At 74.2% G+C, this 23,650-nt stretch carries 24 protein-coding genes and 3 tRNA genes; 14 read left to right on the top strand and 13 right to left on the bottom strand.

Going from position 1 to position 23,650, the window contains the following annotated elements; translation table 11 throughout:
• Positions 1–7: 7 nt before the first annotated feature.
• Positions 8–1,483 carry a nicotinate phosphoribosyltransferase gene (locus tag LEP48_RS08465; RefSeq protein ID WP_225565136.1) on the bottom strand — a complete coding sequence of 492 codons (1,476 nt, stop codon included), beginning with the start codon at positions 1,481–1,483 and terminating at the stop codon, positions 8–10.
• 142 nt (positions 1,484–1,625) lie between these two features.
• On the opposite strand from LEP48_RS08465, the gene clpS reads away from it, so the two are divergent.
• From clpS to LEP48_RS08440, 5 genes are all read left to right on the top strand, one after another.
• Positions 1,626–1,946 (top strand): ATP-dependent Clp protease adapter ClpS, encoded by a 321-nt coding sequence (gene clpS / locus LEP48_RS08460; RefSeq protein WP_225565135.1) that lies wholly within the window; start codon positions 1,626–1,628, stop codon positions 1,944–1,946.
• Positions 1,943–2,650, top strand: a complete 708-nt coding sequence (locus tag LEP48_RS08455) for a DUF2017 family protein (protein ID WP_225565134.1) — start codon at positions 1,943–1,945, stop codon at positions 2,648–2,650. The genes clpS and LEP48_RS08455 overlap by 4 nt, the downstream gene beginning before the upstream one ends.
• An 81-nt stretch (positions 2,651–2,731) precedes the next feature.
• Entirely contained in the window at positions 2,732–3,535 is an 804-nt protein-coding gene (gene murI / locus LEP48_RS08450) for a glutamate racemase (protein ID WP_225565133.1), read from the top strand.
• Positions 3,532–4,371, top strand: coding sequence for an MBL fold metallo-hydrolase (locus LEP48_RS08445; protein ID WP_225565132.1), 840 nt, complete (start codon positions 3,532–3,534; stop codon positions 4,369–4,371). Before murI ends, LEP48_RS08445 begins: the two co-directional genes overlap by 4 nt.
• A 17-nt stretch (positions 4,372–4,388) precedes the next feature.
• Positions 4,389–4,757 carry a DUF3054 domain-containing protein gene (locus tag LEP48_RS08440; protein WP_225565131.1) on the top strand — a complete coding sequence of 123 codons (369 nt, stop codon included), beginning with the start codon at positions 4,389–4,391 and terminating at the stop codon, positions 4,755–4,757.
• 48 nt (positions 4,758–4,805) lie between these two features.
• Here LEP48_RS08440 and rdgB read toward each other — a convergent pair whose 3' ends face one another.
• The 7 genes from rdgB to LEP48_RS08405 all read right to left on the bottom strand — a co-directional run bounded on the left by rdgB (position 4,806) and on the right by LEP48_RS08405 (position 11,117).
• Positions 4,806–5,492: an RdgB/HAM1 family non-canonical purine NTP pyrophosphatase gene (gene rdgB / locus LEP48_RS08435; protein WP_225565130.1), complete on the bottom strand. Its 687-nt coding sequence runs from the start codon at positions 5,490–5,492 to the stop codon at positions 4,806–4,808.
• Positions 5,489–6,253 carry a ribonuclease PH gene (rph, locus tag LEP48_RS08430; RefSeq protein WP_255640924.1) on the bottom strand — a complete coding sequence of 255 codons (765 nt, stop codon included), beginning with the start codon at positions 6,251–6,253 and terminating at the stop codon, positions 5,489–5,491. The genes rdgB and rph overlap by 4 nt, the downstream gene beginning before the upstream one ends.
• A 91-nt stretch (positions 6,254–6,344) precedes the next feature.
• The gene (locus LEP48_RS08425; RefSeq protein WP_225565129.1) at positions 6,345–7,130 is read right to left on the bottom strand and encodes a LytR/AlgR family response regulator transcription factor; all 786 of its coding nucleotides are present in this window, start codon (positions 7,128–7,130) and stop codon (positions 6,345–6,347) included.
• Between the two features lie 25 nt (positions 7,131–7,155).
• Complete coding sequence (locus tag LEP48_RS08420; RefSeq protein WP_225565128.1) at positions 7,156–8,499, bottom strand: histidine kinase; 1,344 nt, start codon at positions 8,497–8,499, stop codon at positions 7,156–7,158.
• Complete coding sequence (locus tag LEP48_RS08415; RefSeq protein ID WP_225565127.1) at positions 8,486–10,192, bottom strand: sodium/solute symporter; 1,707 nt, start codon at positions 10,190–10,192, stop codon at positions 8,486–8,488. Before LEP48_RS08415 ends, LEP48_RS08420 begins: the two co-directional genes overlap by 14 nt.
• Entirely contained in the window at positions 10,189–10,650 is a 462-nt protein-coding gene (locus LEP48_RS08410) for a hypothetical protein (protein WP_225565126.1), read from the bottom strand. Before LEP48_RS08410 ends, LEP48_RS08415 begins: the two co-directional genes overlap by 4 nt.
• A gap of 41 nt (positions 10,651–10,691) precedes the next feature.
• Positions 10,692–11,117, bottom strand: coding sequence for a hypothetical protein (locus LEP48_RS08405; protein WP_225565125.1), 426 nt, complete (start codon positions 11,115–11,117; stop codon positions 10,692–10,694).
• A gap of 287 nt (positions 11,118–11,404) precedes the next feature.
• Between LEP48_RS08405 and LEP48_RS08400 the strand changes: the two genes are divergently transcribed.
• The 3 genes from LEP48_RS08400 (at position 11,405) to LEP48_RS08390 (ending at position 15,159) form a co-directional block, all read left to right on the top strand.
• Positions 11,405–11,734, top strand: a complete 330-nt coding sequence (locus LEP48_RS08400; protein ID WP_225565124.1) for a DUF4212 domain-containing protein — start codon at positions 11,405–11,407, stop codon at positions 11,732–11,734.
• Positions 11,731–13,425, top strand: a complete 1,695-nt coding sequence (locus LEP48_RS08395) for a sodium:solute symporter family protein (protein ID WP_225565123.1) — start codon at positions 11,731–11,733, stop codon at positions 13,423–13,425. Before LEP48_RS08400 ends, LEP48_RS08395 begins: the two co-directional genes overlap by 4 nt.
• A 72-nt stretch (positions 13,426–13,497) precedes the next feature.
• Positions 13,498–15,159: an ATP-binding cassette domain-containing protein gene (locus LEP48_RS08390; protein ID WP_225565122.1), complete on the top strand. Its 1,662-nt coding sequence runs from the start codon at positions 13,498–13,500 to the stop codon at positions 15,157–15,159.
• On the opposite strand, the gene LEP48_RS08385 is transcribed toward LEP48_RS08390, so the two are convergent.
• Positions 15,152–15,724 (bottom strand): NUDIX hydrolase family protein, encoded by a 573-nt coding sequence (locus LEP48_RS08385; protein ID WP_225565121.1) that lies wholly within the window; start codon positions 15,722–15,724, stop codon positions 15,152–15,154. The genes LEP48_RS08390 and LEP48_RS08385 overlap by 8 nt on opposite strands.
• A gap of 104 nt (positions 15,725–15,828) precedes the next feature.
• On the opposite strand from LEP48_RS08385, the gene trxA reads away from it, so the two are divergent.
• Positions 15,829–16,206, top strand: coding sequence for a thioredoxin (gene trxA / locus LEP48_RS08380; protein ID WP_225565120.1), 378 nt, complete (start codon positions 15,829–15,831; stop codon positions 16,204–16,206).
• A gap of 89 nt (positions 16,207–16,295) precedes the next feature.
• Here the strand turns inward: trxA and LEP48_RS18775 are convergent, their stop codons facing one another.
• The 3 genes from LEP48_RS18775 to LEP48_RS08365 form a co-directional block, all read right to left on the bottom strand.
• Positions 16,296–19,223: a glycosyl hydrolase gene (locus tag LEP48_RS18775; protein WP_225565119.1), complete on the bottom strand. Its 2,928-nt coding sequence runs from the start codon at positions 19,221–19,223 to the stop codon at positions 16,296–16,298.
• A gap of 172 nt (positions 19,224–19,395) precedes the next feature.
• Positions 19,396–19,477 (bottom strand) — tRNA-Leu (locus tag LEP48_RS08370).
• Between the two features lie 38 nt (positions 19,478–19,515).
• Complete coding sequence (locus LEP48_RS08365) at positions 19,516–20,070, bottom strand: peroxiredoxin (protein ID WP_225565118.1); 555 nt, start codon at positions 20,068–20,070, stop codon at positions 19,516–19,518.
• A gap of 163 nt (positions 20,071–20,233) precedes the next feature.
• Here LEP48_RS08365 and LEP48_RS08360 point away from each other — a divergent pair, with 163 nt between their 5' ends.
• From LEP48_RS08360 to LEP48_RS08340, 5 genes are all read left to right on the top strand, one after another.
• Complete coding sequence (locus tag LEP48_RS08360) at positions 20,234–20,530, top strand: GroES family chaperonin (RefSeq protein ID WP_225565195.1); 297 nt, start codon at positions 20,234–20,236, stop codon at positions 20,528–20,530.
• Between the two features lie 102 nt (positions 20,531–20,632).
• Positions 20,633–20,708 (top strand) — tRNA-Lys (locus LEP48_RS08355).
• A gap of 76 nt (positions 20,709–20,784) precedes the next feature.
• Positions 20,785–20,857 (top strand) — tRNA-Lys (locus LEP48_RS08350).
• A 68-nt stretch (positions 20,858–20,925) separates the two neighbouring features.
• Complete coding sequence (gene trmB, locus LEP48_RS08345) at positions 20,926–21,750, top strand: tRNA (guanosine(46)-N7)-methyltransferase TrmB (protein ID WP_225565117.1); 825 nt, start codon at positions 20,926–20,928, stop codon at positions 21,748–21,750.
• Positions 21,751–21,790: 40 nt separating this feature from the next.
• Complete coding sequence (locus LEP48_RS08340; RefSeq protein ID WP_225565116.1) at positions 21,791–22,705, top strand: ATP-grasp domain-containing protein; 915 nt, start codon at positions 21,791–21,793, stop codon at positions 22,703–22,705.
• Positions 22,706–22,723: 18 nt separating this feature from the next.
• Here the strand turns inward: LEP48_RS08340 and LEP48_RS08335 are convergent, their stop codons facing one another.
• Positions 22,724–23,632 (bottom strand): ABC transporter substrate-binding protein, encoded by a 909-nt coding sequence (locus LEP48_RS08335; RefSeq protein ID WP_225565115.1) that lies wholly within the window; start codon positions 23,630–23,632, stop codon positions 22,724–22,726.
• Positions 23,633–23,650 lie beyond the last annotated feature (18 nt).

Here is a 23,650-nt window from a genome sequence, read left to right as displayed (position 1 = left end):
CCGGGCGTCAGGACAGCGTGAGCTCGACGGTCGGCAGCGCCGGGTCGCCGGCGGACAGCCGCCGCGCACCGCGCGGCAGCTCGGACCGCGCGGCCAGGTGGTGACGGGCCGCGTTGGCCACGCCGTACGCGCCGACCCAGCGCGAGTCGACGGCGCCCTCGACCACGAGGGGCACCAGCAGCGAGCGCAGCTCGTCACGGGGCGCGTCGGGCGAGGTGTCGGTCGTGTGGTCGGCGTCGGACCGCCCCGCACCGTCCTCGGGGGACCAGGTGGACACCAGGTCGTCGGGACCGGTGACCAGCACCTCCTCGACGGCACGGCCGTCCGCGTCGTACCGGCGGGCGGCGGCCTTGCGCCCGCCCTGGCTGCGCTTGTGCGCGGACGTCTTCTCCACCGGCTGGAGCACCCCGGACGCGTCGGCGCGGGCCACGAGCTTGTAGACCATGCCGCAGGTGGGGGCGCCGGACCCGGTGACGACGGACGTGCCGACGCCGTAGACGTCGACCGGCGCGGCGGCGAGCCCGGCGATGGCGTGCTCGTCCAGGTCGGAGGTGACCACGATCTTCGTGCCGGTGGCGCCGAGCTCGTCGAGCTGGCGGCGCACCTCCACGGCGAGGACCCCGAGGTCGCCGGAGTCGAGCCGGACGGCCCCCGGCGCACCGCCGGCCGCGGCGACGGCGTTCTGGACGCCCTGTCGCACGTCGTAGGTGTCGACCAGCAGCGTGGTGCCCGGACCCTGCGACGCGACCTGCGACTCGAACGCCGAACGCTCGTCGTCGTGCAGCAGGGTGAACGCGTGCGCGGCGGTGCCGATCGTCTCCACGCCGTAGCGCAGCCCCGCCTCGAGGTTCGAGGAGCCGGTGAACCCGGCGACCACCGCGGCACGGGCAGCGGCGACGGCCGCCTGCTCGTGGGCGCGCCGCGACCCCATCTCCAGGACGGGCCGGCCGACGGCCGCGCTGGTCATCCGGGAGGCCGCTGACGCGACGGCGGAGTCGTAGTTGAGGATCGACAGCACCAGCGTCTCGAGCAGCACGGCCTCGGCGAACGTGCCCTCGACCTGAAGCAGCGGGGAGCCGGGGAAGAACACCTCTCCCTCCGCGTAGCCGGTGATCGAGCCCGTGAAGCGGTACCCCCGCAGGAAGTCGAGGGTGCGGTCGTCGACCACGCCGGCCCGCTCCAGGAACGCGAGCTCCTCGTCACCGAACCGGAACTGCCCCAGGGCCTCGAGCACCCGCCCCGTGCCCGCGAGGACCCCGTACCGGCGCCCGGCGGGCAGCTGCCGGGTGAAGACCTCGAAGACGCAGTGCCGGTGCGCCGTGCCGTCCGCGAGCGCGGCCTGCAGCATGGTGAGCTCGTAGCGGTCCGTGAGGAGGGCCACGGAGGGCCGCAGGAACGGGAGCGGGGCCGCCGGAAGCGAGTCGGGCACCACGAGGCGGCCCGCCGGCTTCGGGGCCACGCCGTCCCGGTGCGCGTCGATCATGGGGACACGGTAGGGGTTCGGGACCGTCAGGGCACCACGAGGCCCACCGTACGGACGTCGTGGTCCAGGGTGAGGGCTGGTGAGGGCTGGTGAGGGCTGGTGAGGGCGCGTGCACCTAGGCTGGACGGGTGGGGTGCAGACGATGACGGCAACGGTGACCCAGCAACAGACCCAGGAGCTGACCCAGGAGGAGGCGGACGCCCGCGTCGCCGACCCCTGGGTGACGATCGTGTGGAACGACCCGGTCAACCTCATGTCGTACGTCAGCTACGTGTTCGAGAGCTACTTCGGCTACCCCCAGGCGAAGGCGGAGCGGCTCATGCTGCAGGTGCACCACGACGGCCGGGCGGTCGTCTCCACGGGACCGCGCGAACGCATGGAGGTCGACGTGCAGGCGATGCACTCCTACGGGCTGTGGGCCACGATGCGCTCGTCGGGCGACCCGGACGGGGGTGCGGCATGACGCCGTTCCGCGCCGCGCCCGCCGGCTACGTCGCCCGGTGGGACGCCGTCGAGCGCGAGGTGCTGGCCCGGGTGGCCCGCGACGTGTCCGAGCTCCTGCGGGCGGAGTCGGGCATCGGCCCCGACCTGGAGCTGTCGGACGGCGTCGCCTTCACGGGGGTCGCGCGCGTGCCCCACGACCCGGCCGTGCAGCGCCTGCTCCCGGACGCGCACCGTGACGACCCCGACGTCGCCGCCGAGTTCCGCCACCTCACCCAGACCGACCTCGCGGCCCGCAAGGCCGCCCGGCTGGAGGCGTTCGCCCAGGCGCTCGACCCGCAGGGCGGCACCGGCACCGACGAGGTGCTCGTCGAGCGTCAGGACGCGGAGGACTTCGCCGGAGCGCTCACCGACGTGCGGCTGGTGCTCGCCGAACGGCTCGCGCTGGAGGACGACGACGACGTGACGGCGCTGCACGACGAGGTGGTCGCCGGCCTCGTCGACCCGGACGACGACGGCCCGGACGACGACCACCCGGACGACGACCACCCGGACGACGGCGGCCCGGACGACGGCGTAGACGCCGGCCCGGGGGAGCTCGGCGACGGCGGTTTCGTCCTGGCTCCCGACGAGCGGCGCTACTGGGGCGGGGTGTTCGTGGCCGCCGGGTTCGCGCAGGAGTCGCTGATGGACGAGCTGCTCGCGGACCTGCGCGCAGGCCGCTGACCTGCGCTGTGGCGGGCGCCACGCCGTGTCCCCGCTCACTTCGCCGGTTGCTGACGGCTCGTCGCGACTAGGCTTCCAGCCGTGAACGACGCGCCCATCGGGATCTTCGACAGCGGTGTGGGCGGCCTGACCGTCGCGCGCTCCATCCTCGACCAGCTCCCGCACGAGCAGCTGCTGTACATCGGCGACACGGCGAACAGCCCGTACGGGCCCAAGCCGCTCGCCGCCGTGCGCGCGATGGCGCTCGACGTCATGGACCGCCTCGTCGACGACGGGGTGAAGATGCTCGTCATCGCCTGCAACTCCGCGACGGCGGTCGCGCTGCCTGACGCGCGCGAGCGGTACACGGTGCGCCGGGGCATCCCCGTGATCGAGGTGATCAAGCCCGCGGCGCGCCGCGCGGTCGTGGCCTCCAAGAGCGGCCGGATCGGCGTCATCGGCACGAAGGCGACGATCGACTCCGAGGCGTACGACGACGCGTTCCACGTCACGCCGGGCCTGGAGATCACCACGCAGGCGTGCCCGGAGTTCGTGCCGCTGGTGGAGCGGGGGGTGACGTCGGGACCCGAGGTGCTCGAGGTCGCGCACCGCTACCTGGACCCGGTCAAGGCGGCGGGCGTCGACACCCTGGTGCTCGGCTGCACCCACTACCCGCTGCTGACGGGCGTCGTGTCGTACGTCATGGGCGACGGCGTCACCCTCGTCTCCTCCGCGGAGGAGACGGCCAAGGACGTCTTCCGCACCCTCGTCTCGCACGGGCTCGAGCGGTCGCCCGACGCCCCCGCGCCGGAGCACCGCTTCCTGGCCACTGGCAGCCCGGAGCCGTTCGAGCAGCTCGCACGGAGGTTCCTCGGCCCCGAGGTGTCGCTCGTGGAGGCCGCATGAGACTCGTGACCGTCGGCGTCGCCGGCTCCTTTCCCGGGCCCGCCTCGCCCGCCTCCACCTACCTCGTCCAGGTGCCCGCCGCGCTCGCCGCCGCGGCCGGCTGCACGGGGGACGACGTGCGCGACTGGAACGTCGTCCTGGACCTCGGCAACGGGGGGCTGGGCGCGCTGCAGCGGCACGTCGACCCGCTCGCGCTCGACGCCGTGGGGCTCTCCCACCTCCACCCGGACCACTGCGCGGACCTGTCGGGGCTGTACGTGTACCTGCGCTACCACCCCGAGCACGGCGCGGTGCGCACCGGCGTCGACAAGCACCTGCCGGTCTACGGGCCCTCGACCACGGCCACGCGGGTCGGCGAGATGTACGGGCTCGAGCTGGGGGAGTCCATGGCGGGCGAGTACGACGTGCGGGTCTGGCAGCCGGGCGTGCCGGTGCGCCTCGGGCCCCTCGAGCTCGAGCCGTTCCGCGTCTTCCACCCGGTCGAGGCGTACGGGATCCGGGTGACCGGGCCGTCGTCCCTGCGCGCGGGGGAGCGGGCGACGCTCGTCTACACCGGTGACACCGACCACTGCGAGACGCTCGTCGAGTCGTCCCGCGGGGCGGACCTGCTGCTCGCCGAGGCCGCCTTCGAGGAGGGCCGCGACGACGCCGTCGAGCGCGGCATCCACCTCACGGGCCGCCGCGCGGGCCGGATCGGGGCGCGTGCCGGCGTCGGGCGGATGCTGCTCACGCACCTCCAGCCGTGGAGCGACCCGCAGGTGGCGCTCGCCGAGGCGCGCTCGGAGTACGACGGCCCGCTCGACGTGGCGGTCGCCGGCGGGGTGCACGAGCTGTGAGCGGTAGCCTCGCCCCCGTGCGAACCCTCCCCGTGTGGCCTGCCGTCGTCTGCGACCTCGTCTGCGTGCTCGCCTTCACCCTGGTGGGGACGGCCAACCACGGCTCGGCGGCCTCGCCGGGCCACGTCGCCCTGGTGGGCGTGCCGTTCCTCGTGGGGCTCGCGGTGGGCTGGCTCGCCACCCGTGCGTGGCGCGCGCCGGCGCAGGTGTGGCCGACCGGCGTGGCGGTGTGGTTCGCGACCGTGGCCCTCGGCCTGCTGCTGCGCCCGGTCTTCGGCGGCGGGTTCGCGGTGCCGTTCGCGCTCGTCACGGCGGCGTTCCTCGGCGTGACCCTGCTCGGCTGGCGCGCGCTGGCGACCCTCGCCGCCCGGCGCCGCACCGCCTGACGCGCACTTACCGCCCCGCCTCCAGTCGCTCACAACACCACGGGGATGTCAGGGGCGGGCGGACAGGGCGCTCGCGAGGGCGGGGGCCAGAGCCCGGAACGCCTTGCCGCGGTGGCTGATCGCGTTCTTCTCCTCCGACGACAGCTCCGCGCCGGTCCGCTCGCCCGGGGCGCCGTCGGCGGCGGCCGGCTGCTCGGCCGGCACCAGGATCGGGTCGTACCCGAAGCCGTTCTCCCCGCGGGGGGCCGTCGTCAGCGTGCCGGGCATCTCGCCCAGGCACACCTCCTCGCGCCCGTCCGGGGTCACCAGGACCGCCGCGCACACGAACGCCGCCCCGCGGTGCTCGGCGCGCACCTGCCCGAGCTGGGCGAGGAGCAGGGCGAGGTTCGCCGCGTCGTCGCCGTGCCGGCCCGCCCAGCGGGCGGAGAAGATGCCCGGCGCCCCGCCCAGCACGTCGACCGACAGACCGGAGTCGTCGGCGACGGCGGGCAGGCCCGTCGCCGCGGACAGCGCGCGCGCCTTGATGAGCGCGTTCTCGACGAACGAGACGCCGTCCTCGACCGGCTCAGGCGCGTCCAGGTCCGCGGCGGAGACGACCGCGTCGTCGGGCAGCACGTCCAGGCCGGGCTGAGCACGCAGGATGGCGCGCAGCTCGGCGAGCTTGCCGCGGTTGTGGGTGGCCAGGACCAGCCGGGCCCCCGGGGGTACCGCGACGACGTCGGCCGGCCCGGTCATCGGTCGAGGTCGCGCGCGAGTGCCTCGAGCTGGAGCCGGGTCAGCTCCGCGGTCCCGCCGACCGCGAGGTCGAGCAGGGCGTCGAGCTCCGCGCGGTCGAACGGGGCGTGCTCGGCCGTGCCCTGCACCTCGACGAAGGCCCCCGCGCCGGTGGTCACGACGTTCATGTCCGTCTCGGCCCGGACGTCCTCGACGTACGGCAGGTCGAGCATGGGCGTGCCGTCGATGATGCCGACGCTGACCGCGGCGACGGAGTCGGTGAGCACCTGCTTGCCGCCGGTGACGTGCCCGTGCCGCGCGCCCCACGCGACGGCGTCGGCGAGGGCCACGTAGGCGCCGGTGATCGCGGCCGTGCGGGTGCCGCCGTCGGCCTGCAGCACGTCGCAGTCCAGCACGATGGTGTTCTCGCCCAGCGCGGAGACGTCGACCACGGCGCGCAGCGACCGGCCGATCAGCCGCGAGATCTCGTGCGTGCGCCCGCCGATCTTGCCCTTGACGGACTCGCGCGAGCTGCGGTCGTTCGTGGCGCGCGGGAGCATCGCGTACTCCGCGGTGACCCAGCCCTCGCCCGACCCCTTCTTCCAGCGCGGCACGCCCTCGGTGAACGACGCGGCGCACAGCACGCGGGTCCGGCCGAACTCGACGAGGACGGAGCCCTCGGCGTGGTCGAGCCAGCCGCGAGTGATGCGCACGTCGCGGAGCTGGTCGGGAGCGCGGCCGTCGGCGCGCACGACGGCGTCGGGGGAAGCGGGGGAAGTCATGACGCCCACCCTAGCCGCCGGCGTCCGCCCGCCCGGCGCCTGCGGAGACGCCCGCGGGCCCGTCGGACGTCCCGCCGCCGGGCGCCGGCGCTCAGATGCCGAGCCGCCGCCGCAGCTCACGGGCGTGCCGCCGCGAGACCTCGACGCGGCTGCGCTGCCGGTCCGCCATCACCACCACGAGGGAGCCCTGGAAGTCCGGCACGAGCTCGCGCACGTGGTCGAGGTTGACCAGGTAGGAACGGTGCGTCCGGAAGAAGTGCCCCCGCAGCCGGCGCTCGAGCTCGTTGAGCGAGTAGCTCACGAGCAGCCGCTCGTCGGCGAGCTTGAGGTAGGAGTAGCCGCGGGCGGCGCTCGCGTACACGATCGAGGCGCCGTCGACGAGCACGGTGCGGCCGTCCTTGGGCACGGGGATGCGCGCCAGCGGCTCGACGTCCCGGTCGCCCCTGACAGGGGCGGTCGCGTGCTGGGCGGTGGGGCGCGCCGTCTCGGGCGCGTCGAGGTGGGCGAGCGCGCGCGCGGTGGCGCGCCGCAGCCGGTCGGCGTCGAACGGCTTGACGAGGTAGTCGGCCGCGGCCAGGTCGAACGCGTCCACCGCGTGGTCGGGGTAGGCGGTGGTGAAGATGACCTGCGGTCGGCGGGGAAGGGTCCGCAGCGCGGCGGCGACCTCGAGCCCCGAGCCGCCCGGCATGCGCACGTCGAGCAGCACCAGGTCGTAGTCGAGCGACCCGAGCAGCAGCAGCGCCTCCTCGCCGTTGGTCGCCTCGCCCACGACCTGCACCTGTCCCAGCTCGGTGAGCAGGTAGCGCAGCTCGGCCCGGGCGGGGGCCTCGTCGTCCACGATCAGTGCGCGGGGCCGGGTCGGGGTCGTCGCGGTCACCTCGGTGTCACTTCCGCTCGTGTCGTCATCGCAGGGGGATCCGGAGCTCGACCACGGTGCCGCTCGACGCCGTGGACCGCACGTCCAGCGTGTACCGCTCGCCGTACAGGGACTCGAGCCGCTGGGAGATGTTGCGCAGGCCCACGCCCGTGTGCCGGTCGGCGGGACCGTCCTCGGGGGCGTCGGAGCCGTGTGCCGCCCCGGCGCCGCGGCGCCCGGCGCCCGTGAGACGCGCGATCGTCGCCGGGGCCATCCCCGCGCCGTCGTCGCTCACCCGGATCCAGGTGGTGCGCGTCAGCGGGTCGACCCGCGCGCGCAGGCGGATCGTCCCGCCGGCGACCTTGTCCGCGATGCCGTGCTTGACGGCGTTCTCGACCAGCGGCTGGATGACCAGCACGGGGACGCGCGTCGTGAGGACCTGCGGGTCGATGTCGTAGCGCACCCGCAGCCGGTCGCCGTACCTCGCCTGCTCGAGCGAGAGGTAGGTGCGCACGAAGAAGTACTCCTGCGCGAACTCTGCGTAGTGCCCCTCCTGACGCACGGCGTAGCGGAAGAAGTCGGACAGCCGCAGCAGGAGCTGGCGCGCCTCGTCGGGGTCGGTGCGCGACTTGGAGGCGATCGTGTTGAGCGTGTTGAACAGGAAGTGCGGGTTGATCTGCGCCCGCAGGGCGTCGAGCCGCGCGTCGGCGGCGAGGTGGCGCTCGCGGTCCATCTCGGCGAGCTCGAGGTGCAGGGAGAGCATGCGGGCCATGTCCTCGACCAGCACCCGGGACGCCGGCTGGTCGCGGGTGCGGAACACCTTGAGCGCACCGACCACGCGGTCGCCGATCGCCAGCGGCGCGATGACGGCGGTGCGCAGCGGGCAGGCGGGGTCCGGGCAGCCGACGTCCTTGCGGCCCGACACGACGACGGTCCGTCCCTTGTCGATCGCCCGGCGCGAGGCCCGGGTCTGCACCGGGGCACCGACGTGGTGGTGGTCGGCGCCGGGGCCGACGAACGCGAGCACCTGCCGGGTGTCGGTGATGGCGATGGCGTCACCGCCGAGCGCCGGCCGCAGGAGCTGCGCCGTGCGGCGCGCGGCGTCGGGGGTGAGTCCGCTGCGCAGCGGCATGGAGCGGCCCGCCATGCTCAGCGGCCGGTTCTCGGGCGCGCGGTCCTGAGCCGGCCGCGCCGGCGCCGCGCGGCGGGTGGCGCGCGGCCCGCGCAGCGCCGAGGGGTAGCCGAGCACGACGGCGGTGCTCAGCCCCACGCCGGCGGCCACCGTCGCCGCCGCACCGAGCGGCGGGTGGACGAGCACCTGCGTGGCCAGGTAGACGACGCCCCAGGCCCCCGCGAGGACCACCGCCAGGGTCCCGCTACCGGCGCGCACGGTGCACCCCCCGGCCCTGCGGGCCGCGCGCGTCGTCGAGGGTGAGCCGGGCGAGACGTTCGGCGCGCCGGTCGGCGGCCGTACCGTGCATCCGTACCCACGAGGCCTCGACGTCGCGGGGCGGCCGGGTGCGCCGCGACACCCCGACGGCGACGGCGGCCGCCGCGGGCGCGGCGAGCAGCGTGGGCGTGACCATGACCTCGCGCAGCAGCCCGCCGTCGGCGAGCGCCCCGGCGACGAACACGGCCGTGGCCACGACGACGCCGGTGGTCATCCCCGCGACGGCGCCGGTCGCCGTCGTGCCGCGCCACCAGATGGTGAGGACGAAGACGGGGGTCAGCGCGGAGCCGGCCACGGCGAAGGCCCAGGTGACCATCGTCGCCACCACGGACGGCATCGCCGCGGAGAACGACGCGGGCTGCAGGGCCAGGGCGAGCACCGCCGCGAGGCACGCCACGACCAGCGTCGTGAGCCTCCCGGCCAGCACCGCCTGCCGCTGGGTGGCGCGCGGGTTGATGTGCCGCTCGTAGACGTCGTGGCCGAACGACGCCGCCGACGCCAGGAGCAGGCCCGCCACGGTGGACATCACCGCGACGAGGGCGCCCGCGGCGATGACGCCCAGGCCCGCCTCGCCGCCGTACAGGCGTCCCAGCACCGGCAGGGCGTGCTCGGGCACCACGAGGATCCCGTCCACGGTGAGCTCGGCGAGCCACGGATGGTCGTCGACCGCGCCGGGCAGGAGCTGGCGGGCGGCCGTGCCGAGCATCACCGCCAGCGCGTAGAAGGCCCCGGCGAGGCACAGCACCCAGGCGGTGGTGGTGCGGGCCGCCGTGCCCGTCGGGCTCGTGAAGTACCGGTTCATGACGTGGGGCAGGCCGGCGGTGCCCAGGGCGAGGGTCACCACCAGCGCGAACTGGCCCAGGCCGCCGTACCGCGTGCCGGGCTCGCCGAACGACGCGGGCTCGGTGGGGCGCACCTGGTTCTGGCCGGTGACGAGCGAGGTCCCGTCCGGCCCGGCCGACGGGTTCGCGAGCGGCTCGGCGGACAGCCCCTGCACGGCGCTGCCGTACTGGAACCCCTCGGCGACGACCGTCGCAGCGAGCCACACCAGGGCGCCGAGGATGAGCAGGAACTGGACGGCCTGCGTCCAGGTGGTGCCGCGCATGCCACCGAACGCGACCAGGAGGGCGACGACGGCGGTCGAGATCAGCACCCCGGAGGTGTAGGGGTCGAGCCCGGCGACGCCCGACCCGACGAGCAGCTCCCACGTGATCCCGCTGCCGACCGCCTGCGGGACGAGGTAGCACAGGATGACGAGCTGGACGACGCCGACCGCGACGAGCCGCACCCGCTCCGAGCCGAGGCGCCGGCCCAGGAAGTCGGGGATGGAGAACTCCCCGAACCGGCGCAGCGGGGCGGCGACGAACAGCAGCACGGGCACGAACCCCGCGGCGAAGCCCACCGCGTACCAGGCGCCGTCGACCCCCGAGACGTAGACCGCGGCCGCCACGCCGAGGAACGACGCGGCCGACAGGTAGTCGCCGCAGATGGCCCACGCGTTGGTCGCCGTGCCGACGCCCCGGCCGGCGAGGTAGAACTCCACCGTCGACGCGCCGCGGGGCCGCGCCAGCACGGCCACGGCCGCCACGAGGGCGAGGACCGCCCCGAGGACGACGAGCTCCGGGCTGCTCACAGGTGCGCCCGACGGCCGGGCCGTGCGCCCGGCCCGTGGCTCGGGGCGACGCTCGGCGCGCGGCCCGGGGCACTGCTCGGCGCGTGGCTCGGACCATGGTCCGGCGAGGTACCGGGCCCGCGGCCCGGGAGGTGGCCGGTCGCGTCGTCGTGCGCGTCGTCCGGCTCGTCGGCGGTGCCCCCCAGCATCCGGGCCTCGACGGCCGTGGACAGCCGCGCCGCGGCGACCCCCAGCACGGCGAAGAAGACGTACAGGCCGAGGGCCGCGAGCAGGAAGCCGGGGCTCATGCCCCCCAGGACACGGCTCTCGGACCACCAGTCGAGGGTGAGCGACAGGGCGGGGAACCCGATGACGGCGACGAGGAACACGACGAAGTACCCGACGCCCACCCGCCGCAGCGTGCGGAAGGTCGCGTCCACCTCCGCGGGGGTGTCCTGGGCGTCGACGTCGTCGTCCATGGGTGCACAGTACGGAGGGCGTGCGCCCCGGCGCCAGGGCCTCAGGGGTGCGGCTGCCCGGGCGCGCGCACCAGCCGGACGGCGGTGGCCAGGGTCACGACGGCGCCGCCGCCGACCATGACGAGCCCGATGCTCGGCAGCGCGGCTCCCCAGGCGTCGGTCGTCGCGCTGATGCGGATCAGCAGAGCGAGCTGCCAGGCGACCAGGACGCCCGCGGTCAGCCCCGCCAGCGCGCAGTGCACGATCGCGAACCACCGCCGGGGGACGAGCGCTCCCGCCACGGCGAGGCACCCGGAGCTCAGCAGCCAGAGCTTGAGCGGCAGGCTCCCGGACATGGTGAGCCCGGCCACGAAGATCCAGGGCAGCAGCGACCCCACGACGATGAGCAGCCCGCCCACGAGCATCCCGGGGCTGCCGGGGTGCAGGACGCGCTTGCGGGTCGCCGGTGCGCTCGTCGTCGAGGCCATGGGCCCGATCGTAGGGGCGCGGGCGCGCAGTGCGACCGCCCGCGTCGCGAACGGTCCGGCTGGGCTCGCGAACGGTCGGTCAGGGCCCGCGAGCGGTCCCGAGGGCGGTGGCGGCCCGTCCGGGGACGCCCGACGACCGTTCGCGACGTCAGTCCCGCCGCCCGGGGTTGTCCCCTTGTGCCGGCGCGCGCGGCTGCAGTTGGCTCGCGGTACGTGGCAGTACGTGGGACTGGACGCGTCCCGGGCAACGGCGCCCGGGGCGGATCGCGACGAAGGGAGCGTCCGGCATGGCGCAGAGCGAGCAGGAACAGGTGCCTGGGGCGCCGCCGCCGGGCGGCGAGGGCAACGGGTGGCGCAAGGAGTACTGGTCGAAGAACCTGCGGCTCATGGTGGTCCTGCTGGCCATCTGGTTCGTGGTCTCCTTCGGTTGCGGCATCCTCTTCGTCGAGCAGCTCAACCAGGTCGTGATCGCGGGCTTCCCGCTGGGCTTCTGGTTCGCGCAGCAGGGCTCGATCTACGTGTTCATCGTGCTGATCGCCGTCTACGCGCTGCGCATGGACCGGCTGGACGACGAGTACGGCGTCAGCGAGCGCAACGATGACGGGAGCCGGTCATGAGCGACATCCAGACCTGGGCGCTCGTCTTCGTCGCCCTGTCCTTCGCCGTCTACATCTACATCGCGTGGCGCAGCCGGGTCCGCGAGACCAAGGGCTTCTTCGTCGCCGAGCAGAACATCCCGGCCGTCGCGAACGGCGCCGCGGTCGCCGCCGACTGGATGTCGGCGGCGTCGTTCATCTCGATGGCGGGGCTCATCGCCTTCCTCGGGTCGGACGGCTCCGTGTACCTCATGGGCTGGACGGGCGGCTACGTGCTGCTCGCCCTGCTCCTGGCGCCGTACCTGCGCAAGTGGGGCAAGTTCACCGTCCCCGAGTTCGTGGGCGACCGGTACTCCGAGACCGTGCGCTCGGTGGCGGCGCTGGTGGCCATCATCGTGTCCTTCACCTACGTGGTGGGGCAGATGGCGGGCGGCGGGATCGTCTTCTCCCGGTTCCTGCAGGTGCCGCAGGCCGGCGGCGTCGCGATCGCGGCCGTGGTGATCTTCGCGTACGCGGTGTTCGGCGGGATGAAGGGCATCACCTGGACCCAGGTGGCGCAGTACACGGTGCTCATCGTGGCCTACCTCATCCCGGCCTGGGCCGTCGCCCAGACGATGACCGGCATCGCGGTGCCGCAGGTCTCCTTCGGGCAGATCCTGGCGGAGCTGGACGCGATAGGCCAGGAGTTCGGCATGGCCGTCTTCACGGAGGCGTTCACGGCCAGGCCGCAGATCGACGTGTTCCTCGTGACCATGTCGCTCATGATCGGCACCGCGGGCCTGCCGCACGTGATCATCCGGTTCTACACGACCAAGACGGTCCGGGGCGCCCGGTACTCGGCGCTGTGGGCGCTGATCTTCATCGGCCTGCTCTACACGACGGCTCCGGCCGTGGGCGCGTTCACCAAGCTGAACATGCTCCAGGGGGTGCAGGGCGTGTCCACCAGCGCGCTACCGAGCTGGGTGGCGAACTGGCAGGCGACGGGGCTCGTCTCCGTGGCCGAGGGCACCGAGACGATCGGCACCATCACCAACAGCGCCGACGACTTCGCCGCCGGCCAGGCCGACATGTTCCTCAACAACGACATCCTGGTGCTCGCCAGCCCGGAGATCGCGGGCCTGCCCGCACCGATCGTGGGCCTGGTCGCCGCCGGCGGCCTGGCCGCCGCGATGTCGACGGCGGCGGGCCTGCTCCTGGTGATCTCGTCGTCGGCGTCGCACGACCTGTACTTCCGGTACGTCGACCACCACGCCTCGGAGCGCCGGCGCCTGCTGGTCAGCCGCATCGCGATGGGGCTCGCCGTGCTGGTCTCCATCTACTTCGGCATCAACCCGCCGGCGTTCGTGGCCCAGGTGGTGGCCTTCGCCTTCGGTCTGGCCGCGTCGACGTTCTTCCCGATGCTGCTGCTCGGCATCTTCTGGAAGCGGGCCAACGCGATCGGCGCGGTGTCGGGCATGATCGCGGGCCTCGCGCTCACCGGGACGTACATGATCTACACGCTCGAGGTGTTCGGCACCCAGGCGCACGAGCACATCGCCGGGGTCAGCCCGGAGGGTGTCGGCGCGATCGGCGCGCTCGTCAACCTGATCGTGACGATCGTGGTGTCGAAGGCGACCCGTCCACCCTCGGAGCACGTCCAGGAGATGGTCGAGCGGATCCGGTACCCGGCCGCGCGGCAGGTCGCGCGGTCGGCCACCCGGGCCGCCGAGTGAGACCGGTGGGTGCCGCGGGGTAGCGCGGCGGGCGGGACGAGGGCGAGGTCGGGACGTCGATAGGGTTGCCAGGTGCAACTCGTCGCCACCGACCTCGCCTTCGCCTATCCCGGCCGCCCCGTGCTGGGCGGGCTGGACCTGCGGGTCTCCGACGGCGTCCGGCTGGGCGTGGTGGGGGAGAACGGCTCCGGCAAGACGACGCTGCTGCACCTGCTCGCCGGCCGGCTCGCCCCCGCGGCGGGCGAGGTGCGCCGCTCGGGCGGCGTGGCCCTCGTCGAGCAGGAGCTGGACGCCGCCGAAGAGGCGACGGTGGGCGACCTGGTGCGCGCCACCCTCGCGGGGCTGCGCGCCCTGGCGGCCGAGCTGGAACGGGCCGCGGCGCGCTTCGACCACGACTCGGGCGACCTCGCCGAGCTGTCCGGCATCCTGGCGCGGGCCGAGCACCTGGCGGTGTGGGACGCCGACCGGCGCGTCGACGTCGCCCTGACACGGCTCGGGGCCGTGCGGGACCCCGCGCGGCGGCTCGACACCCTGTCCGTGGGGCAGCGCTACCGGGTGCGGCTCGCGTGCCGCCTCGCCGAGCGCGCGGACCTGCTGCTGCTCGACGAGCCCACCAACCATCTCGACGACGCCGCGATCGAGTTCCTCACCGGCGAGCTGGTCGCCTGGCACGGCGGCGTCGTCATCGTCACCCACGACCGCGAGCTGCTCGACGACGTCGCCACCGCGATCCTCGACCTGGACCCCTCCATGGACGGCCGCCCGGTGCTGTACGGCCAGCCCGGCTACCTCGCGTACCGGTTCGCCAAGAACCAGGCGCTGCACCGCTGGCGGCAGCGGTACCGCGCGGAGCAGCAGCGGGCCCGGGTCCTCGCCGAGCGGCTCGACGCCTCCTACGAGGGGCTGTCGGACGAGTGGCGCCCGCCCAAGGGTTCGCAGAAGCATCGTCGCGCCACCCGCGCGCGCATCCATGTCAAGGCCGCGGACCGGCTCGTGCAGAAGCTGGAGGCCGAGGCGGTCGAGGTGCCCGTCCCGCCGCTGGAGCTGGCGTTCCCCGACCTGCCCGCGATGTCGCCCGGCTGGAACCCCGCACACCCGCTGGTCGAGGTGCGCTCCCCGCGCGTGCTCGCCGACGACGGCGGCACCCGGCTCGACCTGCCGGGGACCCGCGTCGCGGTGCCGCCCTCCGGCCGCCTGCTCGTCGTCGGGCCGAACGGGGCGGGCAAGTCCACCTTCCTCGCGGCGCTCGCGGGCCGGGTGCGTCTGGACCGCGGTGTCCGGAGCGTGGTCGCCGGAGCGCGCCTCGGCGTCGTCGCGCAGGAGTACCGGCGTCCGGAGCCCGCGGTCGTGGGGGACGGCGAGGAGGGCGAGGAGGGTCCGCCGTCGGCGTTCGACGCCTACGCGGCCGAGGCGCTCGCCCTGCTGGACCGCGGCGAGCTCGACCCGGACCACGTGGTGCCCGTCGCCGCCCTCGGGCTGCTGAGCGAGGGGGACCTGGAGCGACCCCTGGCGGAGCTCTCGGCAGGTCAGCGCCGGCGGTTCGAGCTCGCCCGGGCGCTGCTGCACGCCCCCCACCTGCTCGTCCTCGACGAGCCGACGAACCACCTGTCCGTCGACCTCGTCGACGCCCTCACGCGGGCGCTCGTCGTGACGCCCGCGGCCGTCGTCGTGGCGACGCACGACCGCCGCATGCGCGCGGACCTGGCGGACTGGCCCGTGCTCGACCTCAGCTGAGCCGGCCCGCCCAGGCCATCGCCTGCTTCACGAGCGTGCCCTGGCCGTGGATCATCTCGGCCTGCACCGTGTCGCTGCACGCCTCCTCGGGAGTGAGCCACGCCAGGTCGAGGGCGTCCTGCTGCGGCCGGCAGTCCCCGGTGACGGGCACCACGTAGGCGAGCGAGACCGCGTGCTGCCGGGGGTCGTGGTACGGCGTGATGCCGGGGGTCGGGAAGTACTCCGCCACGGTGAACGGCTGCGGCGACGCCGGCACCTGCGGCAGCGCCACCGGCCCGAGGTCCTTCTCGATGTGGCGCAGCAGCGCGTCGCGGACCCGTTCGTGGAACAGCACGCGGCCGGAGACGAGCGCCCGGGTCATCGTGCCGAGCGGTGTGACCCGCAGCAGCAGGCCGACGGCCACGACGTCGCCCGAGTCGTCCACGCGGACGGGGACGGCGTCGACGTAGACCATCGGGAGCTGGGCGCGCACGACGGCGAGGTCCTCCGGCGTGAGCCAGCCCGACTGCTGCTCGGGCTGGTGGAAGTACTCGTCGTCCTCGGGGTACTCGGCGGCGAAAGTCACACCGTCGTTTCTACCAGCCCTGCCTGGGTGCGCTCGACGAGAACGGGAATACCTCGGCCGGACGCGACGCTGTCGCAAGGAGACTCCCCACGAAAGGACACCGTATGGCTACCGTCGAGCTGACCGACGACACGTTCGAGAAGACCATCACCGACAACGACATCGTCCTCGTCGACTTCTGGGCTGAGTGGTGCGGGCCGTGCAAGCAGTTCGGGCCCGTGTTCGAGAAGTCCTCGCAGGAGAACGCCGACATCGTGCACGCCAAGATCGACACCGAGGCGCACCAGCGCATCGCCGGTGCCGCGGGCGTGACCGCGATCCCGACGCTCATGGCGTTCCGCGAGGGCGTGCTCGTGTTCAACCAGGCCGGCGCGCTGCCGGGCCCCGCGCTCAAGCAGGTCGTCGAGGCCGTGAAGGGCCTGGACATGGACGAGGTCCGCGCGCAGATGGCCGCCGCGAACGACGGCGCTCCGCAGGCCTGACGGCCGCAGGCCTGACGGCCGCTGCGCACGCCGCCGCCCCGGGGAACCAGCATGGTCTCCCGGGGCGGCGGCGTCGTGCGGTCCGGTGCTCAGCCGAACGGGATCGTCAGGGTCGACGACCCGCCCGTGGTCACCTCCAGCGGCCGGGTTCCCAGTGCGCTCCACAGCTCGAGGCGCACCGTGCCGCCGCACAGGTCGCCGAGCGCTCCGGACTGCGAGTGCAGCCCCGCCGCGGTGGTGTACGTCTCCGTCCCTCCCACGGGGTCGGTCGCGAAGTACCGGTACGTCTCGGTGCGGTCCACGCTCCCGTCGCCCGTGAGGTCGTAGGACACGCGCGCCTGGACGGCGTGCGCGACGGCGGTGCCGGCGTCCACCGGCAGCGAGAACCCGGTGTCCCCGCCGTCGTAGGCGCCCGTGAGGCCGTTCGCCTCCAGGACGAGGGGGTCGTGCGGCGTCCCGTCGTGGGTGGCGCCGCCGGCCGGGGCGACGGTGAGCGTGCCTGTGGCGGGCGCCTGTGCGGCGAGCACGCCGCCGGCGGCGGGGTGCAGCACGGACGGCGCCGGCTCGCCCTGGCACGTCGGGTCGGTCGGGTCGGTGGGGTCCGTCGGGTCGGTGGGGTCCGTCGGGTCGGTGGGGCCGCCGGCGGCGCTGCCGCCGCTCCAGCTGTGCGCCCCCGTGGCCACGGTCTGCCCGGCCGGTACCTCGACGACGGCGCCGTCGGAGAACGTCACGGTGACGTCCTGGGACGTGACGTTCGCCGCGACGTGGGTGCGCCCGCCGTCGCCGTCGAACGTGGCGGCGAGGGGGTGGTCCGCCCGCACCGACGTGTTCACCGTGCCGAGCGCGGCGACGTTGTGCACCCAGTGGAACGTGTGGGCGCGCGTCTCGCCCTCCTCGGGCGTGTACGACGAGCCGGTGAGCCGGCTCAGGGCGCCGTCGCCGTCGCCGAGCGCGAGCTGGCTCCACAGGATGTCCTGCCACACGGTGGGCGGGCCGCCGTTGACCGACTCCAGGTGGGCGTACGCCTCGCGGACGGCGGCCGGGTCGGACCCCAGGTAGAGGTGGGAGCCCGTGATCGGCAGCATGTTGATGCCCTGGATCATCTCCGCCTCACCGCTGAACCAGGTGGAGTAGGAGCCGCCGTCGCCCCAGACCATGCCCACCACGGGGTTGTGGAACCCCTCGGGGTAGGTGGTGCCGTCGGTGTCGAACCAGTAGCGCTGGATGGCGGCGGACTGGGTCGCGTAGATGTACGCCCCCGCGTCGCGGACCTCGGTGTTCCCCGTCGCCTCGCCCCACTGGACGAGGGCGCCGGCGAAGTTCATGCCCTCCGAGCTCGACTCCTGGTTGTTGCCGGCGGCGAAGGCGCCGTGGCCGGACGCCCAGTCGTGCCCGGCGTAGATGTCGAAGTCGCGCAGGTACGGGAAGCGCGTCTCGTCCCGGTCGTAACCGTTGGCGTCGCGGATCAGCAGGTCCACCATGCCGCCGTAGTCCGCGGCCCACTGCGGGTCGAACCGCGCGAGCGTGGCGGCCGCCGCGATGTAGTAGCCGTAGTGGAAGTGGTGGTCGTTGAGCTCGGTGTCCGAGCCGTACGACGCGGGGTAGCCGATGAGCGTGCCCCAGTCGTCGTCGTAGGCGAAGACGCCCTCGGTCTCCCCGGACTCGGCGGTGAGCCAGTCGTCGAGGACGCCGCGGACGGCGTCGAGGGCGGCGTCGCGCTGGGCGGTGCGACCGAGCTGGTCCGCGATCTCCACGATGCGGGTCGCCCGGCCGAGCGCCTTGCCGGTCCAGTACGTGTCGGGGCCGCGGCGGTCGAGCGGGTCGTCCGCCACCTGGTCGAGGTAGGCCTCCAGCGTCGCGCGGTCGGCGCCGTCGGACGTCGCGACCGCCGGCACCTCCGGCAGGACCGGGCCGAACGGCGTCACCGTCGTGAACTGCTCGACGCCGGTGAGCACGGGCATGTCGCCGCGCGGTGACGTGTAGGTGGGCCCGGCCGGGCTCGCCCCGCGCAGGTGGGCCCCCTGGTGGGGGTAGAGCGCCGCCACGGTCCCGTCGCCGCCGGAGGTGCCGGGCCACGGGCTCGTGGTGAACCCGTAGGTCGTGACGACCTCGCCCGCGGCCTCGTCGTAGTCGTAGTCGGCGCGCGTCCCGGTCACGGGGGAGTAGGCGGCGGCCGTGTAGGCGGGCACCAGGGAGTCGCGCCCGGCGTCGTCGACGTCGGGCAGGACGGCGACGGAGAAGAAGCCGTCGCCGCCCAGGGCCGCGGTGTACGTGCTGCCGGAGGCGGTCCAGCGGGCGCCCGGAGGGGCGAACGCCAGGTAGTCGTGCCCGTTGACGGTGAGCCCGAGCCGGGCGCCGTCGTCCAGCCAGACCGTGGCCTGCCCGGAGGCAGTCAGCCGGGCGTCCCCGCCGGTCGCCTCGAACCAGGCGAACGGCAGGCCGTGTCCGATCGTGGCCCGCAGGGTGCGGGCGCCGTCGTCCCACTTCGGCGAGACGGTCCAGTCCGTCCAGTCGTCCACCTTGACGTCCGGGGCGGCCAGTCCGGTCACGCCGGCCTGCAGGTCCTGCGCGTAGGGATAGTGGTACTCGGAGATGCCGACGCCCGTCCCGGTGACGGAGGGCGTGGTGGTGTAGGAGATGCCGAGGCCGCCGGCCGACGGCTGGTACGAGGCCGGGTGCGCGTGCAGCGGGCCGCTGAACGCGCAGTCGAAGACCTTGAACGCCAGCGACGACCACCAGTCGTTGGTGGGCAGCGGGGTGCTGGGCGCGTCGTCGGTGACGAAGGCCCGGGGGTCGGCGGTGACGGCGTCGCAGCCCCGCGGCGTCGCGCCGACGGTGTCGGTGGTGTAGCTGCCCGACCCGACGGGGACCGTGTCGGCGGCCGCCGACGGCGCGAGCACCGCGGTGAGGCCCGCGGCGGCGAGGGCGAGCGCGGCGGTGGAGGCGGTGATCCGCCGTCGTCGTCGGTGCGGCCGAGGTGGTCCCTCGGTGGTCGAGCGGGTGATGACACGTGTCACTTCGGGACCGTGTGTGGCCATCGTCGAAACACCTCTGGAGTTCGCGCGCGGCACCTCGTCGTCCGCGCTCTGCCCGCGGCGGCGACGCTGCCGGCGGGTGGGAACGCTCCCAAGTGGACCCCACCCTGCCGCAGGCGTGCACCGGTGGCAAGCGGTCCGTGCAGATCAGCGGTGCGCGAGGCGGGACTCGAACCCGCACGCCCAGGGGCACGGCAGCCTAAGTGCCGCGTGTCTACCGATTCCACCACTCGCGCGCCCCGGCATTCTACGGGCGCGCCGGAGCCCGCGGTGCTCAGTCCAGCCCGAGCGCCTTGCGCAGGCGCGCCACGTGGCCGGTGGCCTTGACGTTGTACTGCGCGAGCGCGACGGTCCCGTCCGGCGCGACCACGACCGTGGAGCGGATGACTCCCACGTACGTCTTGCCGTAGTTCTTCTTCTCGCCCCACGCGCCCCATGCCTCGAGCGTGCTGTGCTCCGTGTCCCCGGCGAGCGGGAAGGTCAGCGCGTCGCGCTCGGCGAACGTCGCGAGCTTGTCCACGCCGTCGGGGGAGACGCCGACGACGGCGTAGCCCGCGCCCTGGAGCGCCGCCAGCGAGTCGCGGAAGTCGCAGGCCTCGGTGGTGCAGCCGGGCGTCATCGCCGCCGGGTAGAAGTACACGACGACGCCCTGCCGGCCGGGCTCCGCCAGTGCGGCGGCCAGCGAGAAGGTCCCGGTCGTGGTGCCCGTACCGGCGGGGTCGGTCGGCGCGCCAGGCAGCGCGTCAGGCAGCACGTCAGGCAGCACGTCAGGCAGCACGGCGGGCAGGGTGAGGTCGGGCGCGGTGTCGCCGACGGCGAGACGGGTCACGGGGTGCTCCTGGGATGACGGTCGGAGATCGGGCGGCAGAGGCGTGGCGCGGCCGGGCGCGCCGCCGCCGTCGAGCCTAGTGCGCCGCGTCGTCTAGCGTGGAGCCGTGACTCCCGAAGCGCCGTCCTCCGCTCCCGCGCGCACCGCGCCGCTGCCGATCCGCATGCTGCACGACCGGCTCCTCGTGGAGCCCGAGGTGGACTCGGCCGAGCGTCAGTCCACGGCGGGGCTCGTGATCCCGGCGACCGCCGCCGGCCCCAAGCGGCTCGCATGGGCCGCGGTCGTGGCGAAGGGCGAGCACGTGCGCCAGGTGGCCGTGGGGGACCGCGTCCTGTACGACCCGGAGGAGCGCGCCGAGGTCGACCTCGGCGGCACCGACTACGTCCTGCTGCGCGAACGGGACGTGCACGGCGTGGCGCAGACCGCCCAGGACGCGGGCGCGACGGGCCTCTACCTGTAGCGGCGCGGGGAGCCGCCGCCGCTTGTCGCGCAGGTCACAGGGGCACCGGCGGCCATCGGTTACCGGAGCACGCCGTGCTGCTGGTAATGTTTCACCCCGCCAGCGCCATTAGCTCAATAGGCAGAGCAGCTGACTCTTAATCAGCGGGTTCGGGGTTCGAGTCCCTGATGGCGCACCACCACGAGGCCCTCGCCCAGCGAGGGTCTCGTGATGCGAGCGCCGCCCGGGTCGCCTCGGGCGCTGTCTGGCACCACGCGCCATTAGCTCAATAGGCAGAGCAGCTGACTCTTAATCAGCGGGTTCGGGGTTCGAGTCCCTGATGGCGCACCGCGCACGCCCCGTCCGGCCATGCCGGGCGGGGCTTCGTCGTCCCCGGCGTCTTCTACCCTTGACAGGTGCCCGAACCCGCGACCCCCTCACCCGCCGCCGGCCGCTCCCCGGACCCGGCCCTCGACCCCTCGGACGCCGTCGTCCCTCCGGACGGGCCGCGCTACCGCCGCGTCCCCCTGAGCTTCGTGCGCCGCAGCGCCCGCCTCACGGTGGGGCAGCAGCGGGCCTGGGACACCCGGCGGCAGCTCTACGTCGTCGACGTCCCGCGGGACGTCGCGGTGACGTCCGTGGACCCCGCGTGGCAGTTCGACGCGGCCGCGGAGTTCGGCCGGACGGCGCCGCTCGTCGTGGAGATCGGCTCCGGGCAGGGCGACGCGGTGGTGCACGCCGCGACCCTGCACCCCGAGCGTGACCACCTCGCGGTGGAGGTGTACCTGCCCGGGCTGGCGCAGACGATCGTGCGGGCCGGGCACGCGGCGACGCGGCAGGCGGGGGAGCCCGCCGAGCTCGGCAACCTGCGCCTGGTCGAGGCCAACGCCGCGGAGCTGCTCGCGACGTCGCTGCCGCCGGCCAGCGTGGACGAGCTGTGGGTGTTCTTCCCTGACCCCTGGCACAAGTCCCGCCACCACAAGCGCCGGCTCGTCACGCCCGCCTTCGCGGCGCTCGCGGCCCGGGTGCTGCGCCCCGGTGGCACGTGGCGCCTCGCCACGGACTGGGCCGAGTACGCCGGCAAGATGCTCGACGTGCTCGAGGCGAGCGACGACTTCCGCAACGTGCACGGTCCGCGTGCGGCGGCGCCGCGCTTCGAGGGTCGCGTGCTCACGAGCTTCGAGACGAAGGGGACGGCAGCGGGCCGCTCGGCGACGGACCTGGAGTTCGTGCGTCTCTGACGCGGATCGCCGCGCCGAGGGCGGACGTTAGGCTCGGCGGGTGACCACGACCAACGCGCGAGTCGGACTCGCGACCTGCTCCGCACTGCCCGATCTCGACGACGACGACCGCCTGCTGCTCGACGCGCTCGCGGAGCGCGGCGTGCGTGCCGAGCCCGTGGTGTGGGACGACCCGGACATCGACTGGGCGGCGTTCGACCTCGTCGTCGTGCGCTCCACCTGGGACTACTCGCCTCGCCGCGACGAGTTCCTCGCGTGGACGCAGCGCGTGCCGCGCCTGGCGAACCCGGCCGACGTCATCGCCTGGAACACGGACAAGGGCTACCTGCGCGTCCTCGAGGACGCCGGCGTCCCCGTCATCCCGACCATCTGGCTGGACCCGGAGCGGCACCTGTCCAAGCGGGCCGTGCACACCCGCATGCCCGCCTTCGGCGACTTCGTCGTCAAGCCGGTGGTCAGCGCCGGCGCGAAGGACGCGGGCCGCTACCAGCCCGTGAGCGCGCAGTCGCGGGCGCTGGCGATCAAGCACGCGGTCGAGCTCCTGGACACGGGTCGCGCGGTGATGATCCAGCCGTACGTGATGTCGGTCGACACGGCCGGGGAGACGGGCCTGGTGTTCGTCGACGGCACGCTGCGTCACGCGGTGCGCAAGGAGGCGCTGCTCACCGGCCCCAGCCAGCGGAACGACCAGCCGTACCTGCGCGAGCAGATGGGGCCCGCGCAGGCGACCCAGGAGCAGGTCGAGGTCGCGACCCGGGCGCTCGAGGTCGCTGCCGAGGCGCTCGGGCTCACCGCACCTCTCCTGTACGCCCGGGTCGACCTGGTCACCCGCGACGACGGCACCCCGCTGGTCATCGAGCTTGAGCTCACCGAGCCGTCGCTGTGGATGACGCACGACGGCGGCGCCGGCACGCTCGAGGCGTTCACCGACGCCATCGTGGCGCGGCTGGGCTGACCCGCCGCGCCACGAGCCTCAGCCGAGGTTCTCGGCGATCCAGTCCGCCGCGATGTCCTCGGTGGAGCGCTGGTCGACGGTCGACTCCACGTTGAGGGCGACGAGGCCCTCGGGCGTGAGGGCCGCGCTGACCGGGTTGATGATGTCCGCGACCTGGTCGGCGACGGAGTCGGCCACGAGCGGCACCACGTTCGAAGCGAGGAAGAGTCCCTCGGGGTCCTCGAGGGTCACCAGGGACTCCGTCTGGATGCGCGGGTCGGCGGTGAACACGTTGGCCACGTTCACCGTGCCCGCGACCAGGTCCTGCACCGTCGTGTCACCCGTGGCCTCGAACGCCACGTCCACGCCGTAGACCTCCTTGAGCCCCTGCGGGCCGTAGGGACGCTGCTCGAGCTCCGCCGGGCCGCCGAGGACGAGCTCCTCGTCGACGCCTGCGAGGTCCGCGATGCTCGTCAGCCCGTGGTCCGTCGCGAACTGCTCCGTCACCGTGTAGGAGTCCTGGTCGCTCGCGGGCGACTGGTCGAGCACCGCCAGGCCCTCCGGCAGGGCGTCGGTCAGCGCCGCGTACACGTCGTCGGGCGACGTCGCGGTGGTCTCCGGGTCGAAGAACTGCAGCAGGTTCCCGGTGTACTCGGGGAAGAGCTGGACCTCACCGCTCTCCAGCGCCGGCATGTAGGCGTCGCGCTGGCCGATGCTGAAGTTCCGTTCGACGGTGAGCCCCTCCGCCTCGAGGGCCTGGGCGTAGATCTCGGCGATGATCTCGTTGGAGTAGTAGGCCTGCGAGCCCACCACGATGGTGCCGGACGCGGCCGGGCTGTCGCCGTCGTCCTGCTCCAGCGGGTCGGAGCCGCCGCCGCAGGCGGCCAGGGCGAGGGCGGCGGCAGCGGTCGCCGCGACGAGGCCGAGGGAGCGTCGTGTGGTGCTCATGTGTCTGCCTTTCTGCGG

It is taken from the genome of Isoptericola luteus (assembly GCF_020297055.1).
Taxonomy (GTDB): domain Bacteria; phylum Actinomycetota; class Actinomycetes; order Actinomycetales; family Cellulomonadaceae; genus Isoptericola; species Isoptericola luteus.
This window is presented reverse-complemented; position numbering and strand designations above follow the sequence as displayed.